Here is a 14,085-nt window from a genome sequence, read left to right as displayed (position 1 = left end):
CATCGCTCGAGCCGGCATGTGGCCTTGAAGGTCATGCCGCTTTGGGAAACGGCCCCGTGCCGCCGACATCGCCGATATGGTTGCCGTTCAGATAAAGGCCTGTGGCGACAGGTGTTGCCGCCGTAACGGTCTGAAGTGCCATGCACGCTTGTCGGCAATATCTGATGAACTCGGAGATCTTCGGTGTCGATTCAGGGCTTTCAATGATGAGATTGAGCTGCATCAGCTCGCCCTTGCCGTAGATGTCGGCAGGCGCGACGGCACCCAGATCCATTGTGGTCGTCCATGTGCTGCGCTGCTCAAGACGCGCCGCGGAGATTTCGAAATCGCGGCTCTTGGCGAGCATCTCCACATGGCTCATCAGACACAGACCGAGGCCGGCGGCGAAGTACATCAGCGGCGACGGCGCCGTGCCGCGGCCGCCAACGGCCGTGCCTTCGTCGGAAATCAGTTCCCATGTCCCCCCATCGGGGACGTTGGAGAAGACCGTCACCTTCTTGAGATGTTTGCCTTCCGGCATGGACTCCACGTTGACATGGGCATCGAAGCGCATCCGTTCGCCCTGCCTGACCTTTTCCAGTGACGGGTCAGGCAGCGTCTTCTGACGGGGTTCATCGGGGATCTTTCGCACGATCGTTCTGTCGTTCATGTCCCAGGACACATCAGTCATGGTTGGTCTCCTTTTTTTGGCCAGGTGTGGCAATGGGCGGCCATCCGGCCCGGAAGACGGGCCGCCCGCTCGGTCGATTCCGGGCCGGTTCTTGAAGTGATGTCTTGCTGGCGGAACGCGTTCGCCCGCTACGTTGCGGCGTCAGCGAGCGCTCATGCTGCGGCCTCCCACCGGGGGCTGTCGGCCTGCGCTTCCGCCAGTTCCTTGCGGAAGAACAGTGAGTAGACAACAGGCACGAAACCGAGGGTCAGCATCGCGCCAACCGTCAGTCCTGCGGCCATGACGGTCGCCATGCCGAAGAACAGCGGATCGACCGACACGATCAGCGGCATAAGTCCCAGGACGGTCGTGATGGTTGTCATCAAGATCGGCCTCAGCCGGCGCATGCCGGCCCGGACGATGGGCTCCATCCCGGAGTGGCCTTCAGACCGTTCGATCTCGATCCGGTCGATGAGCACGATGGCGTTGCACATCACGATCCCGGCCAGCGACAGCATGCCGAGGATGGGCATGAAGCCGAAATCGGCGCCGAATCCGCGCAGGCCAATGGCGACACCGACGACGATCAGGGGAATCGTCATGATGAGGATCAGCGGCCTGCGGAACGAGTTGAACTGCAAAATCAGCAGAAGCGCGATGATCCCGAAGCTGAGCGGCATGTTGGCAAGAAGCGCCGCGCGCCCTTCCGAGGACTGCGTGATGATGCCGTCGAATTCAATCGAGTGGCCCGGCGGCATGGAGGCTTCGAGCTCAGCGAGCCTTTCCTCGATGAGGGGCACCATGTCCTCGGCTCCAATCAGGTCCGAGCGTGCTTCAATGGTTACGGTACGGGCCAGATTTTCCCGTTCAATGCGGCTGTAGCCATTGACGAAATCAACGTCGGCGACCTGTGCAAGCGGGACGACCGCACCGCCCGCACCAAAGATTGACAGGGTACGGATGTGGTCGAGGCTTGTGCGCTCGCCGGCCGTCGCGCGCGCGACAATGGGCACGACATCGTCGCCCTCGCGGTACTCGGAAACCGGCCGTCCGCTGAAATAGGCCGACATGGAGCGGGCGACATCGGCCGACGTGACTCCGGCGCGGCGGGCGCGGGCCTGGTCGACCTCGACGACGACGCGGGCGACGCGGTTCTCCCAGTTCTGCCTGATGTCGCGAGAGGCGGGGATTTCTTCGGCGAGGATCGCCTCGACCTGGCGCGCGGTCGCGTAGATGTAGTCGCGGTCCGGGCCGATGACCTGGACTTCGAGAACCGAGCTATCCGACGGTCCGAGGAACATGCGCGTGACCCGATTGGAGATGTGCGCGAACTCATTGTCGAGGTGATCGCGCAGTTCCGTCACAGCCCTGTCCATGTTCTCCGGGCTGTCGACGTTGATCACCAGCACGGCACGGTTCGGCGCCGGATCGACGGGGGTCAGCGACAAGACGAAACGCGGTCCGCCAAAGCCGACGTAGGCGACATGATCGACCAGCCAATCGAAGCGCTCATCGTTCAGGGTCGGCAGCATGGCCTCGATCTCGTCGCGCGTGGCATTGGTCGTCACGTCGGCGGGAAGGTCGAAATAGGTGATGATCTGCGCCCGGTCGGAGCCGGGGAAAAAGCGCTGCGGCGCCGTTGCGATCGCGGCGGCGCCGGCGACCAGCGCGATCACCATTCCGGCCAGGAAAACGAACCGGTTGCGCAACGCCCACCGAATGCCGACCTCATACGCCGCGATCAGCGGATCGAAGGCGCGTTCATAGAACGGGCGCTTGCCGCCCGGTTCCGGCGGCGCGGCAAACCGGTGCGACAGAAGTGGGGTCACCATCATCGCAACCAGCCACGAAACCGAGAGCGTGATCGCCATGACCAGGCTGATGGAGCGGGTGTATTCGCCGGCCACATGTTCCGCCAGCATCAGTGGCAGGAACACCAGGATCGTCACCGATGTCGAAACGAACAACGGCAAGGCCAGCGTGCTGCCAATGCTCTTCATGGCACTGTCCCGATCTTCGCCCTCGCCGATGCGACGTTTGTAGTCCTCGGCGACAACGATGCCGTTATCGACAAGGATGCCGAGCGCGATCACCAGCGTGGCAAGGCTCATGCGCTCCAGCGGCATACCCAAAATGCCCATCACCGCCAGCGTCGCCAGCGTGATGACCGGAATGATGGCGCCGACGATAAGTCCGGTCTGCACCCCCAGGAGAAGGACGACGACGCCCAAGACGAGCGCCAGGGTCTGCACCACGTTGAACGACACGCCGTAGACCGCCTGCTCGACCTGATCGGCCTGGAAGGTGACGATATCGATGGTGAACCCGACAGGCAGCGTGGCCTCGATTTCCTCCAGGGCGGTCGCAACGGCAGGGCCGAACTCAAGCACGTTGCGGCCGTCCTGCTGCGCGATGGCGAACATGATCGCGGGATCGCCCTGGTAGAACACGGTCTGCGGCGCCGGGTCGATGAGGTTGCGGCTGACTTCGGCGATGTCGCGCAGAGCGATCGTCTCACCACTGCCGGGAATCTCGATCAGCGTGTTGCGGATCGCCTCGATGTCGCGAAAGTCGCCTGTCGGCTCGATCAGCACGCTGCGCTCGCCGAGATCGATCTGGCCGCCCGGCCGAATGATGTTCTGGCCGGCCAGTGTCTGGGCAATCGCTTCAGGGCTGATCCCCAATTGGGTCAGTCGCGCGTTGCGGCTTTCGATGTAGATGCGCTCGGGTTGGGCGCCGACGATGTCGATGCTCTTCACCCCGTCGACGGCATAGAGCTGGTCGCGCACATAGGTCGCCATGTCGCCGAGTTCGGCCATGGAATGATCCGGCGAGCGAAGGGCCGCGGTAACCACGGCGACATCTCCGGTATCGTCCAGGACGACCGGCGGACGTGTGCCGTCAGGCAGGCTTGCGGCGGCGGTCTGCACTTCAGCGCGCAGATCGTCCCAGATCTGATCGAGCTCGAAGTAACGATCGAAGACCTCGACATGAATGATCGACAGGCCCGACACCGAACTGGAGCGTATTTCCTCCACCTCCGGCAGTTGGCGGATGGCGCGCTCCAGCGGCTTGGTCACAAGCTCTTCGACCCGTTCGGGGCTGAGTCCCGGATAAGCTGTCTGCACGATGGCCTGGCGGATCGTAATCGCAGGGTCTTCCTGGGCGGGCAGGTTGAAGTAGCTCCAGGCGCCAAATGCCATCAAGATCGCAACGATGGCGTAGACGATGCGCTGATTGCGATATGCAAGTTGCGTCAACATTGCTGCTTTCCTCAGTCGTCGTACCGTACGATTCCGACGCCCCGCAGGGCGACGCGCTGGCCGTCATGGAGGAAGGGCAGGCCTCGTGTTGCGAGGATGTCTCCGTCCTCCAGTCCTTCGGAGATGAGCGCCGTCGTGCCTTCGCGCCCAGCGACGGTTACACGGCGCTTTTCAAGCGTCTGCGTGTCCGACTGAAAGACGAAGGCGACATGGCGGTCACCGTCACCCGGCAGGATCGCCGTGTAGGGGATGCCGAGAACGTCGCTTGCGCCAGCGGTGCGCGGGTCCGACCTCAAGTCCAGATGGACCTCGGCCGTCATGCCGGCGCGAACGCCGTGATCGGCATTGAGAATATCGAGCGTGACGGGAAAGCCGGTCGTCGCGTTGGCGCGGCTGCCGATCTCATGAACGCGCGCCGTAACGGCGGTCGCGGTGCCATCGAGTATGACAGCCCCGTGATCGGAACCTGGGACGATTTGCGCGATCAGCGCGTCCGGCACCGTGATCTCGATCTGAAAGCCTGCGTTCGCGTTCTGGATTTCGAAGGCCGGCGCGCCTGCCTGCAACGTTTGCGCCGGCTCGACCAGGCGCGCGGCAACGATCCCCTCGTAAGGCGCACGCAGCACCGCGTCATCCAGACGGTCTTCCGCTTGGCGCACGCCCGCCTCGGCCATGGCCAGGCGGCTTTGCGCGCTCTCGGAGACCGCCACAGCCGACTCGAGTGCTGCTTCACTGATAACCCGGCTGGCGGACAGCTCTTGCTGTCGTTCCAGCATCAGCCGGGCTTCGGTCGCGCGCGCTTCGGCTTCGATCAGTGCCGCGCGGCGTTCATCCAGCGCGATCCGCAATGCCGTCGGTTCGAGCTCCGCCAGAACGTCGTCCGTTGAAAAGCGGTCGCCGATCTCGACGTTGACGGATGAAAGGGTGCCGGTCACCTCGAACGATAGGGGTGCGCGGTCCGCGGCGACAACACTGCCGGTCAGGATGCGGGAAATGCCTCTGTCAAACGGTGCAACGCGCGCCCAGTCGACCGGGCGGGCCGGTGCCGTTTGGTCGCCTGCCTCGTCTTCGGGTTCGTCCGCAATCGGTTCGGGAAAGGCAATGGCGAGGGCAAGGTCGCCTCGTGCCATCATCCGCTCGCCGATCAGTTGAATGCCCGGATAGCTCCATGCGGTGCGGACCACACTGTTGTCATCGAGGCGGACATTGAGCGCGCCGGCGAGGGCGACCGCAATCGCAGCGGCTGGAACAATGGCCACGGCCGCGCCGACAAGGCGCGACGACGAACTCGGCTTCCTTGTGCGAGCGCGCCGCGCCGCGAGCGCGCCGGCCAAAATGACGACCGCAAAGGCTGCAAGGGCGGCCGGCACAGGAAGCGGCGTTACCGCCGCAGCAGCGACGGCAGCAACCAAGGCCAACGCGGAGCCGAGGGCATGGATTGCGCCCAGGCTCCAGCCAAAGCCCGCCATGAGGACGAGGCCGGCAATCAGTGCAATGTCGAACGGTCCGAACATGGTCTCTCCTTTCCACACCACAATGAGCCAAGGGGTGGGGCGGGAGAACCGAACGAACTAAAACGACGTGTTTCATATTCGAAACGCCCGATGCCGTTTTTCGATGTTATCGCAGAGATCGCGGGCAATAATGGCCTGCACACGCTCGTGAAAGGACCGCCATGCCGATGCAATCACCCATAGGCCTTGATGATCTGCGGCATTTCTTTCTCATTGCCGAAGCAGGCGGCGTCAGTGCCGCCGCACGGCGCTTCGACATATCCAAGGCAACGCTCTCGCGGGCTATTACCAGGCTTGAAGATCAGGCCAAGGGGCCGCTTTTCGACCGTCTGAGCACTGGTCTTCAACTCACCCAGGCTGGCGAGGCGCTTATGGACGCAGCGCGCCAGGCCACCGAGGCGGGAAGTTCGGCCGAAAACGTTCTGCGGACGGTCATCGAGGAACCGCAGGGCGCCCTGCGTGTGGCTGCAAGTGCCCTGAGCGCACAATATCTTGTCAGCCCGGTGCTGGCGCGGTTGACCGCAGATTATCCGTTGGTCACCGCGCACATCAAGGTGACCGCCGATGGCCCAGATCCGCTTGCCGAGGATCTTGACCTGGTCCTGCAACTGGGGCGGCCGCAGGAGCCCTACCTTATCGCGCGCCGGATCATCGGCACACCGATGAAGCTCTATTGCGGTCCGGACTTCGCCGCATCTCATCCCGTCGATGATCCTCAAGCGGTTACCGAACTGATCCGCGTTTGCGTCGACGTTCCAGGGACATCTCACGAGTGGACCCTGACCGGCCAAGACGGCGTCCCGGTGAGATTTGACAAAACGCCATCCGTCTTTGCCGGAGATCCCTCCGTTGCACTGGGTCTGGTGCGATCGGGTGCGGGCGTCACTTTGCTGCCGGCGCTTTATGGCGATATGCAGGTGCGGCGCGGTGATGTCGTGCCTGTCCTGCCCGGCCATGAAGCCCCAGCGGTGGAGATTTTTGCTGTCTTTCCACCGCGCCGGTCGAGCGTCCCGGCCGTGCGCATCTTCATCGACTATCTCATCGAGTATGCGAACGCGCTGGTTCACAGAACGTGATCCCGGCAGTCTTGCCGGTTTCGGTGGGCTCGGCTCTTTTTGACGGTGCCCCGATGGCGCCAGCAGCGCCAGAGCCTGAAATGCTGGGTGTCAGGATCTGAGAAGTTTCAAAGACGAGAAAGCGCCGGGTTCGGGTGAATTTCAATGCAGCCGCATCGCGCGATCAAATGGCCAAGGCGGCGCCACACGGCGGCCTGTCGACATCAATCGCACCGCTTGCGCTCGATGTCGCTGGACTGCGCCTGAAATCCACACGTTTGCCGCCGGTGAATGTGGAATTCGTTGGCCGCGAGTCTCGGCAGCCACTCAAGCCATTGATGCAGAACAATGTTCTAGCCTGCCCTTTTTGCGGGCTTTTTGCGTTTTGGCGCCATGTCGTTTCGGTGAAACGAGCTTCACCTCGCTGACTTCGTATTGTGGGGCGGCTTTCCGAAAGCGGCCGGGAACATGCCGGGTCGCACATGGACCGGCTGGCGGACCGGCAACGGCATCCAACCCGCAAGACGGGCCGGTTCAGCCGGCGTCCGCTTCCTCGTCGAGTTCGGCGAAAACCGCCCGGGCCGACCGCATGGCGTCGAGAGAGGCGGGGACGCCGCAATAGATCGCGCCCTGGAGAATGATTTCGACGATTTCCTCTCTCGTCAGGCCGTTGTTGAGGGCGCCGCGTACATGGAGCCTGAATTCGGCCGATCGGTTGAGGGCCATGGTCATACCCAGGTTCAGAACGCTTCGCATCCGACGCTCGAGGCCCGGCCGGCTCCAGATCTCGCCCCAGCACCATTCGGTGATCAGCTTCTGCAGCGGAGCCGAGACATCGTCCGCTGCGGCGATCGACCGGTCGACATATGCATCGCCCAGAACCTGGCGGCGAATCCGCAAGCCTTTCTCGAACCGCTCCCCCTCAAGCTCGGGGCGTTTGTTGGTCATGTCGCAACTCCTTTCTCGTGGTCTGTGGCCTTGGCGCGGGTCCGTGTCTGACCGGTCTTGCGGGCCCATCGCCGCTCCGATGGTTGTGCCTGCCCGCTGGTCGTTCCCTTGTGCTCATCGACCGGGCGAATGTCTCGGCGATTGCCAGAACGGCAGCGTGAATCGGTCCCGCGGTGAGGCTTGGAACAACCGAAGCATCCACCACGAAGAGATTGTCGAGCGATTTCAGCCTGAGATCGGCATCGACGACGGCCTGGGCGTCCTTGCCCATCCTGCAGGTGCCGCATGGATGATGATGGGTGATGACCGCGTTCTCGATGAATTCGTCGATTTCGGACACGCTGTTCAGGGGGCCGGGAAGCAGTTCGCGCTCCCGCCACTCCGATAGCTCGTTCCGATGTCCGATCGTTCGCGCGGCTTCAAGCGCCTGTCGAAACAGGACCCGGTCGCGGCCGGTCTGCAGATAGGCCGGATCGATGATCAGGGGGTTGCCCGGCTCCGATCCGCTGATGCGGAGGCTTCCGCGGCTCGTGGGATGGGTGACGCCAAAGAGCAGTGAATAGGCGCTGCCGGGTTCGGGCGCCACAAAACGTTCCGACACGATCGGCGCCACGCCGCAACCGACGACGATGTCGGGCCGTCCGGTGGCCGTGAAGGCGTCCGACCGCATGTAGGCCATCGACTCGGAGTGCTGGAGGCGCGACGGGGGGAGGAGCTTTCGTGTTGCGTACATGTTGCCGGCGCCCAGCAGATGGTCCTGAAGGTTGCGGCCGATATCGGGCATGTCGAAAAGGCATCGAACGCCGGCGGCGGCGAGCCATTCCTGCGGCCCGATGCCAGAGCGCATCAGCAGTGCCGGGCTTTCCAGCGCGCCTGCACTCAGCACGACCTGCCCGGCACGGACGTCGATCGCACCGTCGGGTCCGACAAGCTCGAAACCGCGGACCCGGGTGCCATCGACGATGAGCCGTCGCACCAGTGAACCCGTGACAATGGTCAGGTTGTTGCGGCTGCGAACGGCTGGCGTCAGCCAGGCATCGGCGGTGGTCACACGGCGCCCGTCGCGTATGTTCAGGGCATTCGGCGTAACGCCAACCATCTCTCCGTCATTGTGGCTCTTCAGGCGTGGCAGGCCAAGCGATGCGCCCGCTTCGATAAAGGCGCGGGTGAGGGCGCTGAGCTCCTCGCCGGGCACGTAGACAGGCATTGGACCGGTTTGCCGAGGTGCGCCATCGTCATCCGGCAGGCGGTTTTCAATGGCCCGGAAGGCTGGCTGCAACTCATCCCAACCCCATCGGGTATCGCCGGTTGCATCGACCCAGGCCTGGTAGTCCTGGGGATGACCGCGCATGTAACCCATGGCGTGCAGGCAGCTTGAACCGCCGATCGCCCGGCCCCGTGCCCAGTGATGGACCCGGCCGGCCGTTCTCGTTTGCGGTTCGGTTCGATAGTCCCAATCATAGCTGCGGCCCTGGAGCGCCGGCCACGCAGCGGGATGCCGGATGTCCGGGTCCGTTGCTTCTTCGCCGGCTTCGACCAGAAGGACATTGCGGTCCGGCTCTTCGCTCAACCGCGCTGCCAGAAGCGTGCCAGCCGAGCCGCCACCTATGATCGCGACATCGGCGGCAGGCCTCACGCCGTCAAACGCGTTGTCCATAGCCACTCCGTTTGGTGCGCACGTCGCCTGCGTCCGGGCTTTTCAGGGTCGATCGATTCAACCCCCGACACCGCGGCGAGCCGCCGGGCATTCTGCGTGTCGGCGGATGGTGCATGACTGCCGGCTGCACGTCTGAGCAAACGCCAAAGACCAGGTTCAGGACCCTAGGTTCCGGTTTCCATGGAGAGCTTCGCCGCCGCCTTTGCCTTCGCGATGTGTTTCTTGGAGGCCTTGCGGGCGGCCTTTTCATCGCCGGCGGCGATGGCTTCGAATATTTCCCGCATCTCCGCCAAACTGCTCTGCGCGCGCCCTTTCAGCGACATCGATCGCGCGCGAAAGAAGCTGATCCTCGCGACCAGACCGCGGTGCACCTCCTCCAAAATCGGATTTCCGCAATTGGCGAGTATGATCGAATAGAAGTCAGCGGCCGTCTTGACGCGCGCCAGACTGTCGTTGCTCGAAGCCGCTTCCTCGAAGGCCGAGAGCGACTTTTCGAGTTCATGCAACTGGTCTTTCGATATCCGCTGGGAGCACCGCCCCACCGCTTCCAGTTCCAACAATTCGCGCACTTCATAGATCGCCGTCATCTCCTCCAGGGTGAGCGCGGGGATCGACGGTCCGCGGTTGGGCACGATGTCGATAAGCCGTTCGGCCTGCAGACTTCGCAGCGCCTCTCGCAGTGAAGGACGGCTGATACCGAGTTCTGCGCAAAGATGACTTTCGACCAGGCGGCTCCCGGGCTCAAACATGCCCGAGAAGATGGCCAGTCGTAGTTTGTCGACTGTCTCCTGCTGCACCGTTCGCGGTAAAATCCGAAGATTTATTTCTGGTGGCATTGTTTAGGTCTCATCAACAGCGGAAGCGATCCGACGAATAGCAGATGGCACTGCATAGACGATGACACCATAAATGGCCAGACCGTCAATTTGCAAGATTGAAAGAATGTCAGACAATTGGGTTGACGCCTCATCGGGTTTTGTGTTCCCTTTCGTGTGACAGGCAGCGGTGATGAGAACTGGTACATGGTGGCGGACACGCACTTGGATGGCATGCACTCGCGACGCATCGAGGCAGGCGGCATTGCATTGAATGTCCGTGAAGCCGGGAGCGGGCCGCTGATGCTCTTCTTCCACGGCATCACGGCCAATTCGGCCGTCTTCGCGCCGCTGATGGCCCGGCTTTCCAATCGATTCACGACCATCGCCGTCGACCAGAGAGGGCACGGCCGCAGTGACAAGCCGGATAGCGGTTACGACGCCGATTCCTATTCCCGGGACATCGCCGGCTTGATCCGCGCTTTCGATCGGGGGCCGGCAATTCTGGTGGGGCATTCCCTCGGATCGCGCAATGCGGTGACCGCCGCGGCACGATATCCGGACCTGGTGCGCTCGGTCGTGGCGATCGACTTCACGCCATACATCGAGGCTGAAGCGCTCGATGCGCTGGAGGCGCGTGTGAATGCCGGGAGCCGGGTCTTCGAGAATCTGGACGCCGTGGAGGCCTATTTGCAGGCCCGCTATCCGAACCTGCCCGCGGCCGCCGTGAAGATCAGGGCCGAAAGCGGATTTCACCCGGTCGACGCGGGTCTGGTGCCGCTGGCATCGCCCGTCGCCATGGCTCAGACCGTCACGGGACTTCGCTCGGACCTGACCCAGGCCTATCGCGACGTGAACCGTCCGGTTCTGATCGTTCGCGGCGGGCGCAGCAAGCTGGTTTCGGCTGCTGCGCTGGCCAAGACAAGCCAGCTGCGCCCGGACCTTCCCGTGGTCGTCGTTCCCGACGCCGATCATTACGTCAACGAGGTGTCTCCCGACATCACGTTGAAAGCCATCACAAATTTCATCGATGCCTGACAGTGCAAACGCTGCCAACGAGTGCGCAAGAGGACCCAAAGCATGGCCAATATCAACAACTCAACCGGAAAAACGCGTCGCGCCGAGGTTGCTGGCGGCGGCTTTGCCGGGCTGACGGCCGCCATCGCGCTCAGGCAGTGCGGATGGGATGTCCAACTGCACGAAAAGGGATCCGAACTGCGGGCGTTCGGCGCGGGCATCTACCTTTGGTACAATGGTTTGCGTGTCCTCGAAGGCGTGGGCGCGCTGGAGGACGTTCTGGCGGGCTCGCATACGCCTCCGGTCTACGAGACCTGGCTGCACAACAAGTCCGTTTCCCGGGAGACCTTCAACGGATTGCCTTGGCGCATCATGACCCGCGCGCATCTGCATGATGCGCTGGTCAAGCGCGCCAAGGAGGTCGGGGTCGAAATCCGCACCGGCTCGGAAGCCGTAGCCGCCGATCCTGACGGTCGTCTGACCCTCCAGTCCGGAGAGGTGCTCGAAGCCGACCTGATCGTCGGAGCGGACGGTGTCGGCTCGAAGGTCAGGGACTCGGTGGGCTTCGAGCAGGACCGCTGGGTTTCCACCGACGGGATCATCAGGCTGATCGTGCCCCGGATGAAAAAAGAGCTCGGCCATGGCGAGTGGGACAACACCATCGACATGTGGAACTTCTGGCCGCGCGTACAGCGCATTCTCTATTCGCCGTGCAACGAGAACGAACTCTATCTGGGCCTGATGGCGCCGGCGGCCGATCCTCGCGGATCGCGTGTTCCGCTCGATCTCGAAGTCTGGGTCGAAATGTTCCCCTTCCTGGAGCCGTGCCTGATCGAGGCAGCCAAGCTGGAGACCGCCCGCTACGACAAATATGCAACGACCAAGCTTGATGCGTGGTCGAAAGGCAAGGTGGCCCTCGTGGGCGATGCCGCAAACGCCATGTGTCCGGCCCTCGCGCAGGGCGCAGGGTGCGCAATGGTCAACGCATTCAGCCTTTCCCAGGATTTGGAGCGGGGGTCGTCGGTCGAGGATTCGCTTGCCGCATGGGAAAAGCGCGTCCGCCCGATCACGGACCGCTGCCAGGCCCTGTCGGGCGAATATGCGGCCAATCGCTCGCTCTCCAAGGGGAACATGTTCACCCCGGCGGCCCTTGAATCCGCCAGCTATGATCCGCTGCGAGGCGTTTTTTCATGGCCGCAGTGAAGGCACTGCCTGCCGCAAACTTGACAGCCGGCGCATCCGTTGCGCGCTTTTCGGGAGACAAGAATGGATAATTCGGCCGCAGTCGAAAAGCACTATGAGGTGCGTGGCTGGTACTCGACCGTCCACGAGATCCGCCATGATGGCGGGCAGCCCGGCGATGCGCTCGTCAAAGCGGCGGTGGGCGTGATCATCAAGAACCCCTATGCCGGCAAGTTCGTGTCCGATCTGTCGCGATTGACCGGGCCGAGCGCGGCCATAGGCCATGCGCTTGGCGAGCGGGCGGTTGCGCTGCTGGGCGGCAGGCCGGTCGAAAGCTATGGCAAGGGCGGCATCGCCGGCGTGGCCGGCGAGCAGGAGCATGTGGTGGCCTGCGTCACCACCGTTTTCGGGGATCCACTGCGCGAGCAGGTCGGCGGCGGCAACGCCTGGATATCCTCGGCCAGCAAGGTCGGCAGCGCGGGCACGTCCATCGACATTCCGCTCGCCCACAAGGATGAACTCTACATCCGCTCCCATTACGACGCCATCACCTTCTGTGTGCCGGACGGTCCGCGCCCCGATGAGATCCTTGTCTGCATTGCCGCGGCCACCGGACCGCGCGTGCACCAGCGCGTCGGCGGCAAGACCGTCGCCGAACTCAAAGCAGCCGTTTAGCCCGAATTCGACCGATTAAAGGACGCATCCAATGCCTCTCAACATCAAAGACCTGAAAATCACCTCGACCGATTTCCAACCGCTTGGAAAGCTGCGCGACGAGCATGCCGGCGACAAGGGCAACGTCTTGCCGAAACTGCAGGTGAGCGGCGTTCCGGAGGGCACCAGGGAACTGGCGGTCATCTGCCATGATCCCGATGCGCCCCTTCCGCACGGCTTCACGCACTGGGTCGTTTTCGGCATCGATCCGTCGACCACCGATCTATCCGACGCCCAGGAGAGATTTCGGGTCGGCCCCAACGGTGCCGGCGACCACCAGTATTACGGACCCCAGCCGCCCGCCGGCCATGGCGAGCACCATTACTACTTCTGGGTCTACGCCCTGGACACAAATGTAGAGGGAACGCCGACCCGCGAAGCGTTCCTCGACACCTACGCCGGCAACATCATCGAGCAGAACCGCATCGTCGGCCTTTACGAGAACAAGTGAACGTCAAGGTCCCGGCGAGCGGCACGGAGCGCTCGTCGGGGCTCATGTCATGGGAGGGTTCGAAAATGGCAAACGGCAGCGAGACGCGCCAGACAGTTTTCGAGGAACTGGTCACCGCGACGAAGATCCTGCTGAACGAGGGCATTCTCGACACGTTCGGCCACATCAGCGCGCGTGATCCCGAAGACCCCGACGCCTTTTTCCTGGCGCAAAAGCTGGCTCCGAGCCTCATCACGGTGGACGACATTCAGCGCTTCAATCTGGACGGTGAAACGTCGGACAACCGGCCATCTTATCTGGAGCGCTACATTCATAGCGAGATCTACAAGGCGCGGCCGGATGTTCAGTGCGTGCTGCACAGCCACTCGCCCGCCGTGCTGCCCTATTGCTTCGTCGATCAGCCCTTGCGGCCGGTGACCCATATGGGGGCGTTTCTGGGCGAAACGGTTCCCGTTTACGAGATACGCGACAAGCAGGGCGACGATACGGACCTGTTCGGCGGCAGTCCCGATGTTTGTCGTGATATTGCCGAGAGCCTGGGTGACCAGGCGGTGGTCCTGATGGCGCGCCATGGTGTCGTCAATGTCGGCAGTTCGGTCAGGGAAGTTGTGTTTCGGGCCTTCTACACCGAACAGAATGCCGCAGCGCAGACGGCAGGACTGCAGATCGGAACAATCAAATATCTCTCACCGGGAGAGGTCAGGACGGCGGGGAAACTCGTCGGTGCCCAGATCGATCGCGGATGGGACCACTGGTCCAAGCGCCTCGCGCAGGCGGGGCTGATCTAATGCCTGCGGCTTGGCAGGAAAACCCGCCGCCC

General features: G+C 63.0%; 12 protein-coding genes. 6 read left to right on the top strand and 6 right to left on the bottom strand.

Annotated elements, in window-relative coordinates:
- Nucleotides 1–31: 31 nt before the first annotated feature.
- The 3 genes from ACOQOU_RS07335 to ACOQOU_RS07325 all read right to left on the bottom strand — a co-directional run bounded on the left by ACOQOU_RS07335 (nt 32) and on the right by ACOQOU_RS07325 (nt 5,426).
- Complete coding sequence (locus ACOQOU_RS07335) at nt 32–670, bottom strand: OsmC family protein (protein ID WP_109765387.1); 639 nt, start codon at nt 668–670, stop codon at nt 32–34.
- 152 nt (nt 671–822) lie between these two features.
- The gene (locus tag ACOQOU_RS07330; protein ID WP_420578860.1) at nt 823–3,912 is read right to left on the bottom strand and encodes an efflux RND transporter permease subunit; all 3,090 of its coding nucleotides are present in this window, start codon (nt 3,910–3,912) and stop codon (nt 823–825) included.
- Between the two features lie 11 nt (nt 3,913–3,923).
- Entirely contained in the window at nt 3,924–5,426 is a 1,503-nt protein-coding gene (locus ACOQOU_RS07325) for an efflux RND transporter periplasmic adaptor subunit (protein WP_306024950.1), read from the bottom strand.
- Between the two features lie 161 nt (nt 5,427–5,587).
- Here ACOQOU_RS07325 and ACOQOU_RS07320 point away from each other — a divergent pair, with 161 nt between their 5' ends.
- A complete protein-coding gene (locus ACOQOU_RS07320) occupies nt 5,588–6,502 on the top strand; it encodes a LysR family transcriptional regulator (RefSeq protein ID WP_306024951.1) in 915 nt (304 codons plus the stop codon).
- A 513-nt stretch (nt 6,503–7,015) separates the two neighbouring features.
- Here ACOQOU_RS07320 and ACOQOU_RS07315 read toward each other — a convergent pair.
- From ACOQOU_RS07315 to ACOQOU_RS07305, 3 genes are all read right to left on the bottom strand, one after another.
- Nucleotides 7,016–7,429 carry a carboxymuconolactone decarboxylase family protein gene (locus tag ACOQOU_RS07315; protein ID WP_306024952.1) on the bottom strand — a complete coding sequence of 138 codons (414 nt, stop codon included), beginning with the start codon at nt 7,427–7,429 and terminating at the stop codon, nt 7,016–7,018.
- Nucleotides 7,404–9,086 (bottom strand): GMC family oxidoreductase, encoded by a 1,683-nt coding sequence (locus ACOQOU_RS07310; RefSeq protein WP_306024953.1) that lies wholly within the window; start codon nt 9,084–9,086, stop codon nt 7,404–7,406. Before ACOQOU_RS07310 ends, ACOQOU_RS07315 begins: the two co-directional genes overlap by 26 nt.
- Before the next feature lie 164 nt (nt 9,087–9,250).
- Nucleotides 9,251–9,922, bottom strand: a complete 672-nt coding sequence (locus ACOQOU_RS07305; RefSeq protein ID WP_109765373.1) for a GntR family transcriptional regulator — start codon at nt 9,920–9,922, stop codon at nt 9,251–9,253.
- Nucleotides 9,923–10,108: 186 nt separating this feature from the next.
- Here ACOQOU_RS07305 and ACOQOU_RS07300 point away from each other — a divergent pair, with 186 nt between their 5' ends.
- The 5 genes from ACOQOU_RS07300 (at nt 10,109) to ACOQOU_RS07280 (ending at nt 14,053) form a co-directional block, all read left to right on the top strand.
- Nucleotides 10,109–10,939, top strand: coding sequence for an alpha/beta fold hydrolase (locus ACOQOU_RS07300; protein WP_109765372.1), 831 nt, complete (start codon nt 10,109–10,111; stop codon nt 10,937–10,939).
- Nucleotides 10,940–10,981: 42 nt separating this feature from the next.
- Nucleotides 10,982–12,121 (top strand): FAD-dependent oxidoreductase, encoded by a 1,140-nt coding sequence (locus ACOQOU_RS07295; RefSeq protein WP_306024954.1) that lies wholly within the window; start codon nt 10,982–10,984, stop codon nt 12,119–12,121.
- A 63-nt stretch (nt 12,122–12,184) separates the two neighbouring features.
- Nucleotides 12,185–12,775 (top strand): amino acid synthesis family protein, encoded by a 591-nt coding sequence (locus ACOQOU_RS07290; protein WP_306024955.1) that lies wholly within the window; start codon nt 12,185–12,187, stop codon nt 12,773–12,775.
- Between the two features lie 31 nt (nt 12,776–12,806).
- Nucleotides 12,807–13,265, top strand: a complete 459-nt coding sequence (locus tag ACOQOU_RS07285; RefSeq protein WP_306024956.1) for a YbhB/YbcL family Raf kinase inhibitor-like protein — start codon at nt 12,807–12,809, stop codon at nt 13,263–13,265.
- Between the two features lie 65 nt (nt 13,266–13,330).
- Complete coding sequence (locus ACOQOU_RS07280) at nt 13,331–14,053, top strand: class II aldolase/adducin family protein (RefSeq protein WP_109765765.1); 723 nt, start codon at nt 13,331–13,333, stop codon at nt 14,051–14,053.
- The last annotated feature ends 32 nt before the right edge of the window (nt 14,054–14,085 follow it).

Origin of the sequence: Oceaniradius stylonematis, from assembly GCF_965223445.1 — a bacterium.
In the GTDB taxonomy this organism is placed as follows: domain Bacteria; phylum Pseudomonadota; class Alphaproteobacteria; order Rhizobiales; family Rhizobiaceae; genus Roseitalea; species Roseitalea stylonematis.
Note: the sequence above shows the minus strand (reverse complement) of the source record. Positions and strands in the feature narration are given on the sequence as shown.